Annotated in this window: 17 protein-coding genes; 9 read left to right on the top strand and 8 right to left on the bottom strand. The window is 56.2% G+C overall.

Features of this window, described 5'->3' with window-relative positions:
• Nucleotides 1-176 precede the first annotated feature (176 nt).
• A complete protein-coding gene (locus tag ACZ51B_RS03180; RefSeq protein WP_464295784.1) occupies nt 177-1,751 on the top strand; it encodes a methyl-accepting chemotaxis protein in 1,575 nt (524 codons plus the stop codon).
• Between the two features lie 3 nt (nt 1,752-1,754).
• Here ACZ51B_RS03180 and pstB read toward each other — a convergent pair whose 3' ends face one another.
• Both pstB and aroC read right to left on the bottom strand, forming a co-directional pair.
• Nucleotides 1,755-2,534: a phosphate ABC transporter ATP-binding protein PstB gene (pstB, locus tag ACZ51B_RS03175; protein WP_464297163.1), complete on the bottom strand. Its 780-nt coding sequence runs from the start codon at nt 2,532-2,534 to the stop codon at nt 1,755-1,757.
• Nucleotides 2,535-2,717: 183 nt separating this feature from the next.
• Nucleotides 2,718-3,797, bottom strand: a complete 1,080-nt coding sequence (gene aroC, locus ACZ51B_RS03170) for a chorismate synthase (RefSeq protein WP_464295783.1) — start codon at nt 3,795-3,797, stop codon at nt 2,718-2,720.
• Nucleotides 3,798-3,936: 139 nt separating this feature from the next.
• Here aroC and ACZ51B_RS03165 point away from each other — a divergent pair, with 139 nt between their 5' ends.
• The 6 genes from ACZ51B_RS03165 (at nt 3,937) to cmk (ending at nt 12,334) form a co-directional block, all read left to right on the top strand.
• Nucleotides 3,937-5,448, top strand: a complete 1,512-nt coding sequence (locus ACZ51B_RS03165) for a hypothetical protein (RefSeq protein ID WP_464295782.1) — start codon at nt 3,937-3,939, stop codon at nt 5,446-5,448.
• 67 nt (nt 5,449-5,515) lie between these two features.
• The gene (locus tag ACZ51B_RS03160; RefSeq protein WP_464295781.1) at nt 5,516-6,637 is read left to right on the top strand and encodes an arginase family protein; all 1,122 of its coding nucleotides are present in this window, start codon (nt 5,516-5,518) and stop codon (nt 6,635-6,637) included.
• Between the two features lie 18 nt (nt 6,638-6,655).
• Nucleotides 6,656-9,430, top strand: coding sequence for a UPF0182 family protein (locus ACZ51B_RS03155; protein WP_464295780.1), 2,775 nt, complete (start codon nt 6,656-6,658; stop codon nt 9,428-9,430).
• Nucleotides 9,431-9,507: 77 nt separating this feature from the next.
• Nucleotides 9,508-10,368, top strand: coding sequence for a prephenate dehydrogenase (locus tag ACZ51B_RS03150; protein ID WP_464295779.1), 861 nt, complete (start codon nt 9,508-9,510; stop codon nt 10,366-10,368).
• A complete protein-coding gene (gene aroA, locus ACZ51B_RS03145) occupies nt 10,365-11,654 on the top strand; it encodes a 3-phosphoshikimate 1-carboxyvinyltransferase (protein ID WP_464295778.1) in 1,290 nt (429 codons plus the stop codon). Before ACZ51B_RS03150 ends, aroA begins: the two co-directional genes overlap by 4 nt.
• An 8-nt stretch (nt 11,655-11,662) precedes the next feature.
• Complete coding sequence (gene cmk / locus ACZ51B_RS03140) at nt 11,663-12,334, top strand: (d)CMP kinase (protein WP_464295777.1); 672 nt, start codon at nt 11,663-11,665, stop codon at nt 12,332-12,334.
• Here the strand turns inward: cmk and ACZ51B_RS03135 are convergent.
• The 5 genes from ACZ51B_RS03135 to ACZ51B_RS03115 all read right to left on the bottom strand — a co-directional run bounded on the left by ACZ51B_RS03135 (nt 12,331) and on the right by ACZ51B_RS03115 (nt 16,505).
• Nucleotides 12,331-13,626 carry a purple acid phosphatase family protein gene (locus ACZ51B_RS03135; RefSeq protein WP_464295776.1) on the bottom strand — a complete coding sequence of 432 codons (1,296 nt, stop codon included), beginning with the start codon at nt 13,624-13,626 and terminating at the stop codon, nt 12,331-12,333. The two genes, cmk and ACZ51B_RS03135, sit on opposite strands and share 4 nt — an antisense overlap.
• Before the next feature lie 63 nt (nt 13,627-13,689).
• Complete coding sequence (locus ACZ51B_RS03130) at nt 13,690-14,475, bottom strand: prepilin-type N-terminal cleavage/methylation domain-containing protein (RefSeq protein ID WP_464295775.1); 786 nt, start codon at nt 14,473-14,475, stop codon at nt 13,690-13,692.
• Between the two features lie 127 nt (nt 14,476-14,602).
• A complete protein-coding gene (locus tag ACZ51B_RS03125) occupies nt 14,603-15,367 on the bottom strand; it encodes a type II secretion system protein (protein WP_464295774.1) in 765 nt (254 codons plus the stop codon).
• Nucleotides 15,364-16,131 carry a permease prefix domain 1-containing protein gene (locus ACZ51B_RS03120; protein ID WP_464295773.1) on the bottom strand — a complete coding sequence of 256 codons (768 nt, stop codon included), beginning with the start codon at nt 16,129-16,131 and terminating at the stop codon, nt 15,364-15,366. The genes ACZ51B_RS03125 and ACZ51B_RS03120 overlap by 4 nt, the downstream gene beginning before the upstream one ends.
• Entirely contained in the window at nt 16,131-16,505 is a 375-nt protein-coding gene (locus tag ACZ51B_RS03115; protein WP_464295772.1) for a PadR family transcriptional regulator, read from the bottom strand. The genes ACZ51B_RS03120 and ACZ51B_RS03115 overlap by 1 nt, the downstream gene beginning before the upstream one ends.
• A 167-nt stretch (nt 16,506-16,672) precedes the next feature.
• Here ACZ51B_RS03115 and ACZ51B_RS03110 point away from each other — a divergent pair, with 167 nt between their 5' ends.
• On the top strand, nt 16,673-17,404 hold the full coding sequence (locus ACZ51B_RS03110; RefSeq protein ID WP_464295771.1) for a YqjF family protein: 732 nt from the start codon (nt 16,673-16,675) through the stop codon (nt 17,402-17,404).
• Here the strand turns inward: ACZ51B_RS03110 and ACZ51B_RS03105 are convergent.
• On the bottom strand, nt 17,394-17,600 hold the full coding sequence (locus ACZ51B_RS03105; protein ID WP_464295770.1) for a hypothetical protein: 207 nt from the start codon (nt 17,598-17,600) through the stop codon (nt 17,394-17,396). The genes ACZ51B_RS03110 and ACZ51B_RS03105 overlap by 11 nt on opposite strands.
• 233 nt (nt 17,601-17,833) lie before the next feature.
• Here ACZ51B_RS03105 and ACZ51B_RS03100 point away from each other — a divergent pair, with 233 nt between their 5' ends.
• Nucleotides 17,834-19,138, top strand: coding sequence for a hypothetical protein (locus ACZ51B_RS03100; RefSeq protein ID WP_464295769.1), 1,305 nt, complete (start codon nt 17,834-17,836; stop codon nt 19,136-19,138).
• Nucleotides 19,139-19,214 lie beyond the last annotated feature (76 nt).

Below are 19,214 nucleotides of genomic sequence, written 5' to 3'. Positions count from 1 at the left end.
GATATTCATTCGAACTTCGCATCAAATTGTCTTTCCATCAGATTACCGAGCGGCTCCTGTTTTTCAATCTAAAACCTAAGTACATATATGGGTGTTCTTGATGCTTTATGCACAAGAAAGACGCGTGGCAATCGTGAGACAACCCTCCAATACTTTGTACAGAGGGAAAGAAACTAATGAGAATTGAACGATTTAGACTGGATAAAGTTGAACAAAACAGGCGTCTTGCGATGTTCCGAATCACGGAGGCAGATCGGGCCGCCCTAAAAGAACTGCAAAAGATTGTCGAACCTAAAATGCCCGAGATCGTAGATGCCTTCTACAACCACCTGGGCCAATATCCAGAAGCACTGGCGATCATCACCGATTCCGGTAGTTCGATCGACAAGCTCAAAACGACAAACCCACGATACTTTACGGAGGTGTTCAGAGCAGGATTCGATGATCAGTACTTCGAAAGCCGCCTTCTCATTGGCGAGATACATGCACGCATCAATCTGTCCCCCCTGTGGTTTTTTGCGTCCATGAGTGCTTACATTGAGACAATCTATCCCATCATTTCCCAAGGCTTCAGGTTCAACGCGGTAAAAGCCGCCAAAGCAATCGCTTCATTCCAAAAGGCTCTCAACCTCGATCAAGAAATCATTTTAGAAGCCTTCATCGAGTTCGCCTTGGCAGACAAAGTCCAAGGCCGGATCACGCAAATTGCGGACAAACTCCAGGTCGACGGAGATAGCCTGGTAAAAGACTCTAGCCACGCAAGCCAAGCAACTGCAGATACCCTTTTCGCTGTCACCCAGATAGCTCAAGCCAGTACCGAACAGGCTAACGTCGCCCAGCAGGCTGCAGTTGCAATGAATCGCGTCAAAGAAAGCAGCGAAGAGATGTTCAAGGGTTCACAGAAACAATTCGCTGCCCTTACCCAGGCTGGAGATAGTGCCACACAAGTCGAAACGATTGTGAATGAGGTTGTCCAGCAAGCGCAAACCTGGGAAAGCATCGAGAAACGCATTGCTGCCATGGATGGCCTTCGAGAAGCGATCAAAATGACAGCCGCCCATGTCGAAGAGATGCAAAACCGCTCCGGGGATATTGGAAAGATTGTGATGACCATTGATGCCATTGCAGCTCAGACCAATTTGCTGGCACTCAATGCTGCCATAGAAGCAGCACGTGCCGGAGAACATGGACGTGGCTTTGCGGTCGTTGCCGAAGAAGTACGAAAGCTTGCTGAGAACTCCTCGCAAGCAACGGGTGAAATCGCCAAACTCATAGGCTCCATCCAAGAGGAGAGCCGTTCAGCTTCCACAGCGATGGAGAGCACACTCATCAATGTTGATGAGGCATTTTCGGTCACAGGAGATGCCGCAGCATGCCTCAAGAGCATCGCCCAATCGGCCACTCGCGCCACCAAACTGAATAAAGAACTAGCCAGTGCCATGTCGAACGCTACCAGCGTTGCTGAAATGAACAGTCAGGGACTGGTGAAAGTAGGTGAGGAGATTGAGGAGGCTACAAGTGCTATTGAGAACATCGCAGCAATTACAGAAGAGAATGCAGCGACCACACAACAAGTGAGCGCCTCCGCTACAGAGATGACCGAAATGGTTGACCGACTCAATACCAGCATCCAAGGCGTAGGAGTACAGGTAGAGCACCTCTCGCACTTTGCACAAGAGGCGAAAGAGATCATGGAGATGGCAAGCAGTAACCGCAAGACCTCTCCGAAGTCCCACCTCAAAATCGCCTAAACATCAACCAAAGCGACCGGAGATATAGTCTTCGGTCTCTTTCTTTTGAGGATACAAGAAGATGTTCTGCGTGGTGTTGAACTCCACCAGCCGACCCATCATGAAGAACGCCGTCAAGTCGCTGGCTCGCTGAGCCTGCTGCATGTTGTGCGTCACGATGATGATCGTGTAATCCTTCTTAAGCTCGAAGATCAAATCCTCAATGCGCGAAGTGGCAATCGGGTCCAGAGCCGAACATGGCTCGTCCATCAAAATGATCTTGGGCTCCACGGCCATGGTTCGCGCAATGCAAAGCCTCTGCTGCTGACCACCCGAAAGCGAAAGTCCACTCTGCTTCAGCTTGTCCTTCACATCATCCCAAAGAGCTGCCTTCTTCAGCGACTCTTCCACAATCCGGTCAAGCTCGCTCTTCTTCTTGATGCCGTGAATCTTCGGACCGTACGTGATGTTGTCGTAGATCGACATCGGGAAAGGGTTCGGCTTCTGGAAAACCATCCCCACCTCTTTGCGCAACTCAACCGGGTCCACAGCAGGTCCGTTGATGTCTTGGCCGTCCAAAGACACCGTTCCTTCAATCCGGGTGCCATCAATCAGGTCATTCATCCGATTGAGGCAACGCAAGAAGGTCGACTTACCGCATCCAGAAGGGCCGATAAATGCCGTCACTCGATTCGCGGGAATGTCGATCGAGATTCCCTTCAGAGCCTGGAATGAACCATAGAAAAAGTTCAGATCCTTGGCAGAAATCTTCGGTTGAGAAATATCCGGGGCAGAAGGGGTCATCTTTGCACAGATCATGCCATCAGTAGGCTACGACACGATTGTTAAGATCCGTTAAAGGATCATTACTTTATAAATTCGTTACCTACGGATCACCAGGAGTTAGAGCTCCTGCGACAGAGAATAATACCGCCGATAGGCATAGAATTGGGGAGCGGCCCAAAAGAAACCGGCCCCAATACCGTCCTATCCACACTGTCCGCGCTGCCGCAAAGCGTGGTCCACAAGCACCAGCGCCACCATAGCCTCAACCATCGGAACGGCCCTGGGAAGCACACACGGATCATGACGCCCCTTGCCAGAGAGCGTCGTATTCTCGTGCTCGGTAGTCACCGTATGCTGCTCGCTCATAATCGTCGCCACCGGCTTAAATGCGGCTCTCAAAGTAACAGGCATCCCGTTCGAGATCCCACCCTGAATCCCGCCGCTCCGGTTGGTTGGTGTGGTCACCTTCTTAGCATCATCAGCATAAAACTCATCGTTATGCTCCCGACCCGTAATCAAAGTCCCCGCAAACCCACTCCCCACCTCAAAACCTTTACATGCGGGCAAAGAAAGCACAGCCTTGCCTAAATCCGCTTCGAGCTTGTCAAAAACCGGCTCGCCCCACCCAGCAGGCACGCCCCGAGCAACACACCCAACGACGCCCCCAACAGAGTTCCCATCCTTCCGAGTCGCCTCAATCAGCTCCAACATCTTCTCGGCAGCCGCTGCATCCGGACATCGCACAATGTTGCTCTCAACCTGCTCCAGAGTCACCGTCTCAGGATCAATCTCAGACCCGATGCTCTGGACCGTCTCCACGTAAGCAACAATCTCAACCCCGAATCCAGCCAAAACCTTCTTAGCCACCGCCCCAGCAGCAACTCGTCCGATCGTCTCACGAGCCGAAGACCGACCGCCACCCGACCAAGCACGAATCCCATACTTCTGGTCGTAAGCAAAATCCGCGTGCGAAGGACGGTACTTGTCCTTCATCTCGTCATAGTCTCGCGACCGCTGATCCTCGTTCCGAACAACCAGCGCAATCGGAGTCCCCAAAGTCTTCCCATCCAGCACGCCCGACAGGATCTCAATCTTGTCGCCCTCCTTGCGCTGAGTCGTAATCTTCGACTGTCCAGGGCGGCGTCGATCAAGCTCCGCCTGGATCTCCTCCACAGAAATCTCAACACTGGGAGGGCACCCATCAATCACCACTCCCACACCCACTCCATGGGACTCCCCAAAGGTCGAAATACGGAAGAGTGTCCCAAAGGTGCTTGCCATAACACGAAGTCTACCGAACTCACCTGAAGCCCGTCCAAATGACACGCGTAAACGGTGAGATCACCAGCTGCAAAAACATGGCGTCAAGCCCGTCAAAATACTTGCCAAAAATCGAGGTCTCTCTGATAAGATGGGCATCATGCTTTTGCTGCTGGCCATTCAACTTGCTCAGGTTTTGACCCCTGTTCAACGTGCAACTCCACCCCAATTAGGCTGGTTCAGCCATGCCGGAAATGGCCAGCACGTCGCTCAAACAGGTGCCCCCACACAGAGCCTCCAACGCATCGTTTGGAGCACCCCCGTCGATCTTAACCCCCGTTACTCGGGAGACGATCTCCTCACACACTACGGCACCCCCTGCGTGAGCTCAGCCAACACGGTCGTCGTCCCAGTAAAACAAGACGTCGACTCCGGTTTCGCCATCAACGCTGTCCGAGGCAAAGACGGAACCACAGTCTGGACAGCCAGCAGCGACTACGTAATGCCACCCCACGGCTGGACCCCGTCCTTCGGACCTTGCATCTCCAAGGGCCAAGCGATATGGCCCATGGCAGGCGGACGAATCGCTTACCGCAATGTCGATGCAGCAGACGCTCCAGTCAAGGTCAAAGCATTCTACGGCGACTACCTCTACGCCATGTCTCCCCAGTCCTACAACGACTGGATCCGCATCTGCACCCCCCTCACCCCCGGCCCAGACGGTAACATCTACTTCGGCTTCCAGGTCCTACACGCCAACCGCATCGGCCTCCGATCAGGCATCGCCCGAGTCGGTCCCAAAGGCTCCACGTGGATCGCAGCAACGGATGCCTCCGGTGACACCGCCACAGGAATGGTCAAGCAGAACTGCGCGCCAGCCGTCACAGCATCAGGCGACGCCGTCTACATCACCGTCTGCACCGGTGGTTTCGGAAGAGGCTATCTCCTCAAGCTAGACGGTCAAACCCTCAAGCCAATCGCCAAAGCCCCCCTCCTAGACCCCAAGTCAAGTCTCAACGCCCTAATCGACGACGCCGGCACCTCCTGCCCCATGATCGCCCCCGACGGAGACGTTTACTACGGTGTCTACGCCAACTCCTCCAACTCAAACAACGCCCGAGGCTGGATGCTCCACTTTTCAGGCGACCTCTCACAAAAGAAGATCCCAGGCGCATTCGGCTGGGATGACACAGCCTCAGTAGTCCCCTCCTCCATCGTCCCTCTCTACAAGGGAACCTCGCCGTATCTCATCGTCACCAAGTACAACAACTACCGTGGCTTTGGCACAGGAAATGGCGTCAACAAAATCGCCCTCCTCGACCCGTTCGACTCAAGCGTAGAACCCGTCTCAGGAATTCGAACCATGACCGAAGTGGCGACGATAAAAGGTCTCACCACAGACAACGGGGTAGATCCACTCACCTCACCAGCCGTTCGCGAGTGGTGCGTCAACAGTGCCGTCGTCGATATCAAAGGCCAAAGCGTCATCCTCAACTCGGAAGACGGAGTCGTCTATCGATGGGACCTCAAGACCTTCAACATCTACGAAAAGATGAGACTCACAGAAGGAATCGGAGAAGCCTACACCCCCACCTTCATCGGAACAGACGGCATGGTCTACGCAATCAGCAACGCCAGACTGTACGCAGTCGGTAACAATCCCAAGCCGTAACCAACAGATTCCTAGGGCTTGTGACAATGAACGTTACAAGCCCCCAATACCAAGATAGAATCCAAGTGTGGTCCCGCACTTTTACCATCACCCAGGCACACTCAACTACAACTTTGGTGACAAGCATCCCCTCAAGCCCGAGCGTCTGCGCCGCGCGCTAAAGCTGTTACAACGCCTGACAGATGTTGAAATACTAACGCCCGACCTAGCCTCCCACGAAGACCTCGCCCGCTGCCACGCAGAAGACTACATCGATGCGGTCCAAACCATCGACCAAGCATGCCAGTCGGAAACAGATGGCTCAGACGACATCCTAGAACTCAGATCCCAATACGGCTTCTTCGGCGACAACCCACCGTTCGCAGGCATGTACCAAGCCTCCCTCGCCTACTGCGGAGCCTCCATCCAAGCCGCCAAAGCAGTCCGAGACGGCGCACCACTAGCCTTCGGAATCGGAGGCGGACTGCATCACGCCCTAAGGTCCAAAGCCAGCGGCTTCTGCCTCTTCGACGACCCAGCCATCGCCGTCCACATCCTCAAAGAGAAGTTCCAACGGGTCACCTATGTCGATATCGATGTCCACCACGGCGATGGCGTCCAATGGATCTGGTACGACGATCCCACCGTCCTCACCGTAAGCATCCACGAAGAAGGCCGAACCCTCTGGCCCGGAATAGGCGGCGTGGAGGAAACCGGCGCGCACTACAGCAGCCTCAACATTCCCCTCAAAGCAAAAACCACCGCCGACGTCTGGATCCACGCCTTCGAGAGCGTCGTCCCCGAAGCCCTCGCAAATTTCAAAACGGACGCCATCGTGCTACAACTCGGCACTGACACCCACTATCTGGACCCCCTCGGACACTTGCTCAACACCCAACAGTCCTGGCTGCGTGCGGTCAGAGCAATCCAAGACATGGGCGTCCCAATCGTGGCCCTAGGTGGCGGCGGATACAACCTCACAACGGTTCCGCGTATGTGGGTAAGCGCGATCCTCACGCTTTCAGGAATCGAGTTCGACGACCGAATCCCAGGCGACCTGGCCGAAGAACTCGAAGCCGAAACCTTCTCCGACCACAACTACCCCCACGAACCAGGCGGAGGAGCCGACCACGCCAGAGGAGTCATCGACCACCTCCGCGCCCACCATTTGCCACATCTCGGCCTAAACCCCAACTTAGAAGAGGGGTAGTCTGAAACAAGAACCCATATGGATCAAGATCCTTTTCCACCAACGCAGCCGGTGATTTCAGAGAAGGAGCTTCGTCGCGTTATACGAGCCGGCTCCATCGTGTTGGGACTGATTCTGGTCCTAACACTCCTCTCAAACATTGTTGCCCCCTACACCGACTTCCAATGGTTCAGCCACGATGCCCGGCACCCAGAAGTATTTGAGACCGCATACACAGCTCGCGGTTTCATCTTTGCGGTCGCCTTCCTGGTCTCGTGGATCATGCTCGCGTTCAACCTTCGACGCGCCTTCGGCAGTAGTCTCGTCTTTCTAAGAGCCCCAGAGAGCAAGCCACAACAACTCGTGAGCAACCTCATGACGTTCTTGCAAGCCAAAGGCTCCACAGTCGTCCTCATCGCCACACCTCTCCTTGCCCTTGGCTTCGCCGCCGAGTTCAGCGGCGAGTGGAACACATGGCTCCTGGCCCGACACGCCCAAACGTTCGGAGTAAACGATCCAACATTTGGCATCGACCTCGGGTTCTTCGTCTTCACCCTGCCCTGGTTCCGAGCTCTGGCCAACTTCGGTGTGAGCCTCTTCTTCCTCACCACATTGGCAACCGTCGGCATCTACGCAGGCATGCAACTCCTCGCCTCGCTCGCAAAAGTCGAACTAAGCCGACCCAACGTACGAATTCACATCAGTCTGCTCACTGCAGGCCTCCTGCTCGTCTACGGCATCCAAACCTGGCTGAAGCTCTACGAAGTCGGACTCTCCGACAACACCCAGTTCACAGGTGCCGGCTACGCAGCCATGCAAGAACTCGGCGCTCAGAGAATCTTTGCAATCCTCCTCTTCCTCTCAGCCATCGTTGTAGCCGTGAACGGCAGGGTAGGGAAGCCATTCCAGATGATCAACCGATGCGGCGCCGCACTCGTCAGCTGGTACATCTTAGGCGTCTTCGCCTATCCCACATTTATCCAGCGCTTCCGCGTCGATCCAGACCGACTCAGCAAAGAAGCCCCCTTCGCCCAGCAAGCCATCAAAATGACGCGCTTCGCTTACGGGCTAGAAGCCGTAGATGTCAGAGACCTCACCCCAACCGCTGAACCTTCCAAAGAAGAGGTAGCCGCAAGCGATGCAACGCTCGGCAACATGCGCCTATGGGACCCAGATGTTCTGGTAACTGCCCTAGAAGGCCTTCAGGGAATCCGTCCGTACTACCAGTTCAACGACGTTGGGATTGATCGCTACCCAATCGACGGCAAGACCACCGTCCTCATGATTGGCGTGCGAGACCTCAAACTCTCCGGCCTCGCCGACAACGCACAAAACTGGACCAATCAGCGACTCCGATACACCCACGGCTACGGCATCGTCGTCTCCAGAATCGACCAATCGACGCCCGACGGCCAACCCGTCTTCCTAGCCAGCGACATCCCCCAGAAGTCGACACCAAGCCTCAAGATAGACGAGCCACGAATCTACTTCTCCAACGCCCGCGACGAGTACGCCATCGTCGATACCGGCCAACCAGAAGTCGACTACCCAACCGCGGACAACAGCGCCACCCACAAATGGAAAGGCGATCGCGGCATCCCGCTCACGTTCTTCAATCGCCTCGCGTTCAGTGCACTCCTGGGCGACGGCAATCTCCTGGTCAGCCCCAACATCTCTTCCACCAGCCGAATGCTAGTGCGAAGAAACATCCAACTTCGAGCATCAAAGATCTACCCGTTCTTGCAGTTCGATAAAGACCCATACCTGGTCGTCCTCAACGGACACCTCCTCTGGGTCCTCGACGGTTACAGCACCAGCGAGATGATTCCGTACAGCACCCATGTAGTAAGCGGGAATCGCAGACTGAACTACATCCGCAACACCGTCAAACTCACCATCGATGCGTACACCGGAGAGACCGACGCCTACGCCATCGAACCCAACGATCCGATTCTGAAGGCATACCGAGCGATCTATCCCAAACTGGTAAAGGACGCCAGCCAGATCCCAGCCGGACTCCGAGAGCACTTCCGATACCCCGAGGACATCCTCAAGGTCCAAAGCTCCCTCCTAGCCTCGTTCCACGTGCTCGACCCAACCACATTCCTCAGCAACGGCGACGCCTGGGAAATGGCATCCCAGCGGGGACGAAACGGCAATAAGGAACCCATCCGCCCGTTCTACATGCAGATGAAGCTGCCCGACGAGAAAGACGCGGGCTTCATCCAAATGATCCCCTTCACCCCGGTGGGCAAACCCAACATGATCGGCTGGATGGCGGCCCACTGCGACCCCGCAAGCTACGGCAAGCTCACGCTCTACCGCCTCGACCAAGGCAAGCCCATCGCTGGCCCAGAGCAGATCGAAGGCAAGTTCTCAGCAACACCCGAGATCAGCAACATCAACCGGCAGTTCAACAACGATCAGTCCAAAATCCTCGTCGGCAACCTGCTGGTGGTCCCCATCGGCAAAAGCTTCCTCTACTCGGAAACCCTCTTCCTGCAAGGCAGCACCTCCGGTATCCAATCCGTCCCGCGCCTCACCAAAGTCGTACTGGGATTGAATGATCGTGTTGTAGTCGCAGACACCTACACCCAAGCACTCGACATGCTGTTCGGTACAGGCGCACCCAAGACCGAAAACACACGCCAGCCCGAAGCGACTACCGGACCGAAAACCGTCCAGATCGACGAAGTCCGCGCAGCCCTGAAAATGCTCGACGACGCCGAATCAGCCCTCAAGGCAGGCGACTTCGGCAAGTACGGAGAACTCCAAAAGCAAGCAAAGGAGCGTTTGCACAAGCTAGTTAAGTAGCCGGAAGGATATCATCTAAGACCCATGCCGCCAAACATCACTCTTCTGAAGCCCTCAACAGCGCGGCAGGAGAGTCGATGAAAATCGGAATCATCGGCCTGGGTCTCATCGGTGGCAGCGTCGGACTCGCCCTTCGCGAGCCTTCCCGAACCATCCTCGGCTACGACCCGAACCCAGAATCACAAAAAGTCGCGCTCAGTCGCGGCTGTGTCGATCGATTCGCAACACTTGAAGAGATCGCCCAGTGTGAGGTCATCTTCGTAGCCGTCCCCCCGCTCCACGTCTTCGATACGCTCGACAAGCTCACCCCGCTGGTCAGCCAAGACACGGTCATCACCGACTGCACCAGCGTCAAAAGCGAAATCGCAGACTGGGCCAGCCAGAGGAACCTCACCAACTTCATCCCCGGCCACCCCATGGCAGGCCATGAAAAAGGCGGAGCCGCCTACGCCAGCGCCTGGATGTTCAAATCGGCCCGCTGGATCCTCACCCCCATCCCAGGCAACACTCCCGCCAACATCCGCAAGGTCGAAGAGCTCGTGATCGCAATGGGCGCCCACCCAGTCCCCATCGACGCCTCCATGCACGATCGTCACATTGGAGTCCTGAGCCACATGCCCCACGTGCTCGCAGCCGCCGCAGTGCTCATGGGCTCGGAACTGGAGCGAACCGATGTAGGCGCAGGCAGTTGGCGAGACCAAACCCGTGTCGGAGGAGTCGATCCCGACCTCTGGACCCAGATCCTCATGGGCAATCGGGCCGAGCTATCCAAGATCCTCACCGACCTAACCACACGCCTCGACCAATTCAAGCAACTATTTGACGCGAACGACCGCGAAGGCTTGCGAGCACTGCTGCAAGAAACCAAAGAAGCAAAAGCCAAGCAGACCCCAGACCCCAAGCCAGAACTCCAACCCGTTCGCAGGAAGAAAGGATGATCCTAAAAATAAACTCAATCAGCACACTGCAAGGAACCATACGACCACCCAGCGACAAGTCGCTCACCCACCGTTCCTACATGTTTGGTGCGATTGCAAACGGCCCCAGCCTCATCAAAATGCCCCTGCGAGGAGAGGACTGCGAGTCCACCCTCCGCTGCCTCAACCAGATGGGCCTCCAGCACGAGTGGCTTAGCCCAACCGAGGCAAAACTGCTACCCATCGCCAACTGGACCCAGCCAACCTCAAACCTAGACTGCGGCAACAGCGGCACCACCATGCGCCTCCTCAGCGGCCTCGTCGCAAGCCGCAATCTCGATGTCACCATGATCGGCGACGCCAGCCTCTCCCGCCGCCCGATGAAGCGAATCGCCGAGCCACTCCGACTCATGGGAGCCACCGTCGAAGGCGACACTCCACCCCTCCACATCGTCGGAAGTGAGCACCTCAAAGCCCTCGACTACACCAGCCCAGTAGCCAGCGCCCAGGTCAAAAGCTGCACCCTTCTTGCGGGCCTAAGAGCCGACGGCCCCACCAGCGTTACCGAACCCTCCCTCAGCCGAGACCACACAGAGCGAATGCTCACCGCAATGGGAGCCAGCCTCACCACCGAGCACGTCGAAGGCAAAGTCCGAGTCCAAATCCAACCCACCACCCAGCTCAGCGGCTTCGAAATCACCGTCCCAGCAGACATCAGCAGCGCCGCCTTCTTCATGGTCGCCGCCGCCATCCTCCCCGAAGCGCACCTGGTGGTTGAAGACCTCAACGTCAACCCAACCCGAACCGGCATCCTCGATGTCTTCAAGCAGTGCGGCATCCCATTCGAAGTCGGCAACGAACGCCTCGAACTCGGCGAACTCGTAGCAGACCTCGAAATCCGAGCACCCAAGCAGCTGAGGCCGTTCGTGATCGAAGGTCCCCTTGTCCCAAGACTCATCGACGAAATCCCAGTCCTCGCCGTCCTAGCAACCCAATGCGAAGGCACCACCGTGATCCGAGATGCCCGTGAAATGCGAGTCAAAGAAACCGACCGCATCGAAATGGTCGCCACCGCCCTCCGAGCCATGGGCGCCAACGTAGAAACAGCCGATGACGGCATGACCATCACCGGCCCAACCAACCTGAAAGCCACCAAGGTCGAAGCCCATCACGACCACCGAATCGCTATGACCTTCGCCATCGCAGGCCTCATCGCAGAAGGCGAAACCGTCATCGAAGGTGCCGAGAGCATCGCCACCAGCTTCCCCAACTTCGAATCCGAACTGCACCGCCTGTCGGTGATCTAAGACGCCAAATGAGTAACTCAAGCAAGCTAGTCATCGCCATCGACGGACCCGCCGGAGCAGGGAAGAGCACGGTCTCCAAGATCCTTGCCCACGATCTCGGTCTCAGCTACCTAGACACGGGCGCCATGTACCGCTGCCTAGCCCTCAAAGCTAGCCGACTTGGAATCGAAGGCCACGACGGCGACCGAGCCGCCGAACTGCTAGAGTCCACCGACATCGCCTTCGGCCCCGGCGATCCACAGCAGGTCCTCCTTGACGGCGAGGACGTTACAGGCCTCATCCGAACCCTAGAGGTCGGCGAGCTAGCCAGCGCCCTCAGCGCCCACACACCCGTCCGAAAAGCCCTAGTCCACCGCCAACAGGCGCTAGTTGGAGCGGGCGGAGTGATCCTAGAAGGCCGCGACGCCACCACCGTCATCGCCCCCCAAGCTGACCTCAAGATCTACCTAACAGCCAGCCTAGAAGAGCGATCTCAGCGCCGACAAAAAGAGTTCCAACAAAAAGGGATGGATTCCGCCTTCGAAGAAATCCGATCCCAAATCGAACTCCGCGACCACCGAGACATCACCCGAGACGACAGCCCCCTCTCAGTAGCCCCCGACGCCCACATCGTCGAGTCTGCCAATCTCACAGTGCCCGAGGTCGTAGCCAAAATCAAATCCCTCCTCCCCGACCTCTAGTCGCGGGAGTGCGTCGCAGGGCGGCGGCGTTCTGGGGTTTTGGGTTTTAGGTCGATGAGGCGGTTGGGTTGGCCTGGGCGTTTTCTTAGTTCGAAGGCGTCGTATTTTTCGCCTGTGGCTGTTCTCGATTCGTAGATAATGCGATCTCGTTCGACTCGGATGACTTGGTACAGCTCGGTGTCTTCACCTTTGCGGGACATCCAGGGTTGGGGGACTAGGTCGTACATCTTGGTACCGCTAACCGAGACCACGTACATCGTGCCCGACTTCTGGTTCTCGTTGATGCTGGAGGTTACGTTGTCGAAACCTGCTCGTGCGTAGGTGTGGTCGTGGCCCTGGAGAACTAGGTCAACGCGATACTTGTCGAAGATCGGCTTCCACAGTTCTCTCAGCTCTTTGTTATCGCGACCCTTGGCCGAGCTCAGGATTGGGTGGTGGAAGGTGATGATGGTCCAGCGGTTTGGGTTGTGAGCTAACTGGTTCTCTAGCCAAGCGACCTGTTCCTTCTGGTGGACGTGGGAGTTTAGAGCAATGATGCGTGCGCCTTGGATGTCGATGGAGTAGACCGTCTCCTCTAGACCCGCTGGACCGTTTTCTGGGAGGGTGAACTCGGGACGCCAGTGGTAACTGAGAGTGGGGACGCCTTTGGCGTCGACCTGATACTCGTGATTGCCCACCGCTGGGATGCTTGGGATCATGCCGTTGATGAAGCCTGGCGCGCCCTTCAGCTGAGCCCAGTCGGAATCCTCATTAGATCGGTTCACCAGGTCGCCCGCATACATATAGAACTTGGCGTCTGGGACATCTTTAAACGCCTGCCGGACAACTCGTGACCATAGCGCGTGAATACCATTCTGAACGTCGCCGAAGTACACGAAGTTGAAGGGTTCGGGCTTGTTGTTTGCCGTTTTGAAGGTGAACCATTCGCTCCAGTTGATGCCGTCGCCGACTCGGTAGCTGTAGGAGGAGTTGGGCTTTAGACCCTGGAATTTGACGCTGTGGTAGAAAGCGGTGAAGCCGAGATCGGTCTTCAGCGACTCGGTTGTGGCGTCAAATGTCTGGGCAATCGTGTCCAGATAGGGGCTGGGGTCGCTTGGGACGACTTGAGCGACTGCCTTGGTAATCACTCCATCAGTTCGCCATGTCACGGCCTGCGTAGTCGTCGGGTCCCCCGCCCAGTTGAGGGTAACTCGGTCTGGCATGGGCGTCGGGCGGTACTGCTGAGCAAATGGGTAGGGAGTGGCTCCTTGAGGGCCGGAAATAGCGAAGAGGCAGAGAAGATGAGTGAGCATGATGTGCGGTTTGGGGGAGCGGTGCCTTCTAAGCCAGAAGGCACCGATAGGGCCGAAGAGGAACTAGGGGCCGAGGGTGACGCTGCCTACGCAGTACGCTTCGCTTCCACCTTGATAGAAGTTGGTGTCTCCACGGTGTGGGGCGTCTGGGTAGATACCGAGTTCATTCAGGATGAAGGAGGCTTTCAGGTACTTCACGTGGCTGTCGGCATAGGCCATGCTGGAGCCGCCGTCGCTGAGTTTGAAGCCGGTTCCTGAACCGTGCCGAGTCTTGTTAAGTTCGCAAGGCACGTCCTGTGGGCTAGTGCTGAGGGAGTTCGCAAAGGCAACACGTGAGCGGCGGCGTGGGACCGCATAGAAGTCACCAATGGAGCCGTCGCCAATGAGGGCTATTTCTGCTGGCGCAACGATGATGTTCTCAGTGGCCGGAGGAACGAGGTCTCGAACATCTGGGTGCAAGTGGCCGTTGAAGCTGTATCCGAAGCCGGTGAGGGTTTTGGCACCCTTGCCTTTGTAACCAGTAGCTGGGATGTACTCAGCGCACTTGGAGAGCTTGGAGGTCTTGCCGTTGCCTGTCTTGACGTATGGCTCAATCATGTTGACCCACTGGTCGACTTCGTCTCGGTCCGTGCCATTGAGACGCATGGGGTAGGCGCCGTCCTGATCCATCGTATACATGGTCATGGCTGTTGCGAGCTGTCGGACGTTGCTGATGCACTCGGTCTTTTTGGCCGCTGCCTTGGCCTGAGCGAACACAGGGAAGAGGATGGCAGCGAGAATCGCGATGATTGCGATGACGACGAGGAGTTCGATAAGAGTAAATGCGAGACGCGCGGTACGATATTGCATGGTGACCTACTAGTACTGGGGATCCAAATCAAGGGGGCGGCTGCAACCGTCCCCATTTGTTTATCCGTCGCTTAATATCTTGTCACGCAAGATATTAAGCGACGGATAAGCTTGTGTTAAGAATTGCTTAACCCCCTAGGAAATCGCTTCCGATGCAATATTCCTCACGCGTTTCTTCATAGAAGTTGCGATCACTGGGGGCTGGGGAGGCGGGTTCGATGCCGAGTCGACGCATGATCTGCTCCGCATAGAGGTACTTCACATGGCCGTCCGTGTAGCTGAGGGTGGACCCTCCCGCTCCGGTTTGGACAGCGGACGTGCGTCCGTGGCGAGTTCGGACTTGGTCGCAGGGAAGGTCGTAAGGGCTAAGGATGGAGGAGTTGGCATAGGCTAGCCGCGAGCGACGGCGTGGCCTTGCGTAGAAATCCCCGAGGGTGCTGTCTCCGATGAGTGCGATTTCTGAGGGACTGGTGACGATTGAGTCGCTCACGGGCTTGCCGGAATTGTGCAGATGACCGTTCATCCCGTATCCCCAGCCCGTGATCTTCTTTCTGCCGTAGCCATCAGCCAATCCCGGCGCAGGAACAAACGCGGAGCACTTGGAGAGCGGAGAAGTCTTCCCGTTCTTTCCCGCACCCACATAGGGATTAATCATGTCGATCCACTGATCGATGTCCTCATTGTCGGTGCCGTTGATTCTCAAGGGGTAGAAGTCGTCATTGTCGTTGCGATACATGATCATCGCATCGGTAAGCTGGCGGACGTTCGAGAAGCACTCGGTTCGTTTTGCGGCTTCCTTGGACTGGCTGAGGACCGGCATCAGGACCGCGGCAAGGGTCATCAGGATTCCAAGCACGCAGAGGAGTTCAACTAAGGTGAATCCCCGTTTCACTTGGCAGCTCCTTCTGGGGTTTTCAGGGTTTGGGAGGCGCGTCGTAGGTGCGACGAAAGGTGGGCCATCCCGATGCCTGCAGGCAGCCAGTACACCAGTTCGACCAAAGCGAAGATGATGCCTTCGGTTACCGGGAGGAGGCACACGCCGATGGCGAAGGTGCAAAGCGTCAGCGGTAGAAGCGCTTGGTACACTGCTCGTCCTGCACCCGAGGGGACCTGTCTTCCCACCCACCAGCCAACAAGCAGCGGTGCAATGAGCGGGTAGCCCACAAGCAGCAGAAACCAAGCCGAGGGTTCTGGGTAGGGCAGTGGTGCTGGCCAGAAGAACCGAATTTGACTTGGACTGAGGGGGAGTTGGTAGTAGGCCCCGTTGGGCTCGAAGATGCGGAGTTGGAGAATGGCCAGGTAGACCGATTGGGCGAGCACGAACGCGCCGAATGCGGTGCAGTTGGCTCTGCCGAACCGCTTTTCGATGGGGCCTTTCGCGTTGCGGTCGAACCAGGTTGCGATGAACTCTTCCGCAACGACTCCAGGAGCGCCGTGCTCGGCGATGGCTTTAGCGGCCGCTTCTTGTGGGTCGATGCCTTCTTGAACGAAGTCTTCGATGAGTGCTTCGAGGTGGCTGTTGACTTCTGAGACGAATCGTCGGCGGCGTTCGAGGGGGATGAGGCCCACGAGGGGAGCCTGAAGCCGGTCAATATACTCGTCTACGAGGTTCTGTTCGAGGTGCGATCCCTCCAGGTTGTTCGGGACCGCCTCCACTAGTTCTGCTCCTCGATCGTTCGTCCGTCAGGGTGGAGTCCAACCGTCCTCAGGATCGCCCGGGAGAACTGAAGGAAACCGTTCACCTGCTTCTCTAGCTCTGCAAGCCCGGAATCGGTAATACGGTACATGCGGCGTGGACGCTGGCCCTTGATGGCCTCACCCCACTCGGATTCAACCAGTTCGTCGGCTTCCAGGGCATAGAGTAGTGGGTAAATGCTTCCTTGCTTGAGGGCAAGCACACCTTCCGCCCGGCGCTCGATCTCTTTGGCGATGGAGTACCCGTAGGCTGGTCCGTCTTTGAGAACTGCCAGTACGAGCAGTTCGGTGTTTCCGCGTACCAGATTGGCATTCTGGTCAGTCTTTTCCCTCACTCGTTATTTTGTGTCACAAGATGTTAAGCGACGATTAAAGGATGTTGGGATTGCTGGATTTATTGGCTCCTCCCTTTTGAGCGGAACGAGCGGTTTATCGTTTTGGAGGAAGAATGTGTGCAGTATCGCCCGAGTGTGGTGAATTAGTTCATAACGGTTAAGAACCTATGCTTGATCCACAAATTGCGTTGGAGCTTCGGAGCCGGCCTCAGGGGCGGCATGTGATGTTGCAGGAGTGGCGACATCTGTTGTTCATGCACTTCGCTTGTGATCCGGCCATGGTTCAGGCGTTGCTGCCACAAGGGTTGACGGTGGATACGTTTCCGGATGCCAGTGGGGAAGAGAAAGCTTGGGTGGGGCTGGTTCCGTTTCTGATGCAGAACATTAGGCTGCGGGGTGCGCCTGCGGTCCCGGGGACGCATACCTTTCCCGAGACAAACGTTCGGACGTATGTTCATCGCGATGGCCGAGACCCTGGAGTGTGGTTCTTTAGCTTAGACGCTGCAAACGCGTTGGCCTGCAAAATCGCGCGGCAGTTCTTCAGCCTGCCTTACTACTTTGCACAGATGACACTCAGTGAGGAAGCTGGCGTGATGAGTTACCGCGGAAGAAGAGGAGAGGCCGCGTATGACATCGTCGGTTCTGTGGGAGAGCCTTTACCCGCCCCTCAGCCAGGCAGCTTAGAGTTCTTCTTAGCAGAGCGATACCTACTCCACTCGCTGCACAGGGGACAATTGTTTACCGGGCGCGTGTGGCATGCGCCATATAAGCTTCAGAGTTTCTCGTTACAGTCGGCCACCGAGAGCTTGGTTGAGGCGGTGGGAATTGAGGCCCACCCGTTTACTCACTTCTTATATAGCCCCGGCGTCGATGTCGAGATCTTTCCGCTTAGCCGTTGATGTCTGACTCAAACTGGACACTTCTCGCCGGTTCGGCGCTGAGAATGTCCCAGTTGTCGCAGTCGAGACGTTTGCAATAAATCATCCGTTGAACGTTGCCGTCTTGCCCTTCGACATCCGCGACGTTGGCAAATCGGCACTCGAGGCAAAGCTCGGGTTCGAGAAGTCGGACAATCTTTAACTCCCTTCGTGGCATCCTTGTACTCCTTTCTGTTCGTACAGTTCCTCCGGCCATCCCGCGTCGGAAGTGTGCAACTGCAGTACAAGTTATTTCGGTGGATCGTTTTGAGTCGATCCGCGAGATAATGCTGGGGTTTTTTGAACCTGGCAAGAATGCCGACCGGTATGTTTGCTGCTGTATTTGAGGTTCTTTTAGGCCCAGATTCGGGTTTGACAGCACCAATACTGATTCCTGACCGTCGTAACCACATGGCAAGCATTCGGAAGATCACACGCGGGGTGTTAGTGGGTGTGGTCGTGCTTTGTGGCTTTGGCGGACCGATTGCCTTTAAGCTAATTTCAAGTGGGACGGCTCAATCCCTTGCGCGCCAGAAAGCAGAGGCCAGGCGCCTGAAAATGCCCCTTGAGTTAAGCGATGTTGAGTTTCCTCACGTGGCGAAAGAGCAGAACGCAGCCAGCATCTATCGCGAGATTGAACTTCTGCTGCGTACCAAGTTCCAGAAGGAAGTGTCGGGACTGCGTCGCATGGGGCCAATCGATCCCGAGTTTGCGAGAGCTACGGTGACATCCTTAAAGCCTGTTCTGGATTTAGCGGATACGATTCCCGGTCGAGCAGGTTGCGACTTCGAGCGCGACTGGAGCAAGGGCTTGGCCGAGCAGTTTGTTGAGTTAGGGGCCATGCGGACGTTGGTGCGATTGTTGTGTATGCGTGCGGATCAGCAAGATATAGAGGGACACCTACCTGCTGCCTTGGAAAGTCTGAAGCTAGCTTCACGGGTGAGCCGCGATGCAGGTTCCGATCCCCTGTTTGTGGGGATGACAATGCGGAACCGAACCCATATGACGGTCAATCGTGAGTTCCAGGCCTTGATCGACCGACACCATAAGGACCCTAAAGCGCTCGATACCTTGGAGCGGGCCATTCGGGAGCACATCGCACCCGTGAACATTCTGGAGTACCTTCGAGGCGAGATCGTGTTTCAGCGGATCGCACTTTTGAATTCGACCAGCTCATGGGATTTTACGCGCGGGAATGGGGCACCAAACGAGTTTGAAAAAGGGCTTTTCCAGATCAAGATGGTGAAGGAAGTGCTGGACGACCGATATCTGGCGGCTTGGCGTGTGGGTTGGTCCAAGCTTCCAAACGATCCGGAAGATTGGAATGGCTACTTCGTAGCACTGCGCGATTTGTCTGTATTTGTGATGAAGGATCAGTCACTTGGTAACCGAATGAACCAGCTGATTTTCCACAGTTACGCATTTTCAGTGGACACCATCGGCGTGTTGCAAGCCCGCGACCGCATGCTGTTGTGTTCCATTGAGTTGTATCGTAGCTACCTTCGAACGGGGCAACCCCCAACAACTGTTCCCGCAGGATTGGACGAGACTGGGTTAGATCCTTTCGACCAGAAGCCGTTTCGCTTGGTAAAACACGGAGCCGAGTATCGCCTTTACAGCATTGGCCGTGACCGGAAGGACGACGGAGGGCGAACGATGATGGAAGTCACCCGGGAGAAGTGGAGCTTTGATGAAGTCTTCGAATTGAACTATTAAGCGGTCTGTCTTTCAAAAACGAGAATATAGGCAGTTGATCCCGTGCCTGCCTCACCCCCGACTCCAAAGGCGAGTT

It is taken from the genome of Fimbriimonas sp. LA-C6, assembly GCF_055398105.1.
Note: the sequence above shows the minus strand (reverse complement) of the source record. Positions and strands in the feature narration are given on the sequence as shown.

Coding starts and splice junctions, on each gene's coding strand:
- ACZ51B_RS03180 (WP_464295784.1), top strand. CDS start 177: ATGAGAATTGAACGATTTAGACTGGATAAAGTTGAACAAAACAGGCGT.
- pstB (WP_464297163.1), bottom strand. CDS start 2,534: ATGACCCCTTCTGCCCCGGATATTTCTCAACCGAAGATTTCTGCCAAG.
- aroC (WP_464295783.1), bottom strand. CDS start 3,797: ATGGCAAGCACCTTTGGGACACTCTTCCGTATTTCGACCTTTGGGGAG.
- ACZ51B_RS03165 (WP_464295782.1), top strand. CDS start 3,937: ATGCTTTTGCTGCTGGCCATTCAACTTGCTCAGGTTTTGACCCCTGTT.
- ACZ51B_RS03155 (WP_464295780.1), top strand. CDS start 6,656: ATGGATCAAGATCCTTTTCCACCAACGCAGCCGGTGATTTCAGAGAAG.
- ACZ51B_RS03150 (WP_464295779.1), top strand. CDS start 9,508: ATGAAAATCGGAATCATCGGCCTGGGTCTCATCGGTGGCAGCGTCGGA.
- aroA (WP_464295778.1), top strand. CDS start 10,365: ATGATCCTAAAAATAAACTCAATCAGCACACTGCAAGGAACCATACGA.
- cmk (WP_464295777.1), top strand. CDS start 11,663: ATGAGTAACTCAAGCAAGCTAGTCATCGCCATCGACGGACCCGCCGGA.
- ACZ51B_RS03135 (WP_464295776.1), bottom strand. CDS start 13,626: ATGCTCACTCATCTTCTCTGCCTCTTCGCTATTTCCGGCCCTCAAGGA.
- ACZ51B_RS03130 (WP_464295775.1), bottom strand. CDS start 14,475: ATGCAATATCGTACCGCGCGTCTCGCATTTACTCTTATCGAACTCCTC.
- ACZ51B_RS03110 (WP_464295771.1), top strand. CDS start 16,673: ATGCTTGATCCACAAATTGCGTTGGAGCTTCGGAGCCGGCCTCAGGGG.
- ACZ51B_RS03105 (WP_464295770.1), bottom strand. CDS start 17,600: ATGCCACGAAGGGAGTTAAAGATTGTCCGACTTCTCGAACCCGAGCTT.
- ACZ51B_RS03100 (WP_464295769.1), top strand. CDS start 17,834: ATGGCAAGCATTCGGAAGATCACACGCGGGGTGTTAGTGGGTGTGGTC.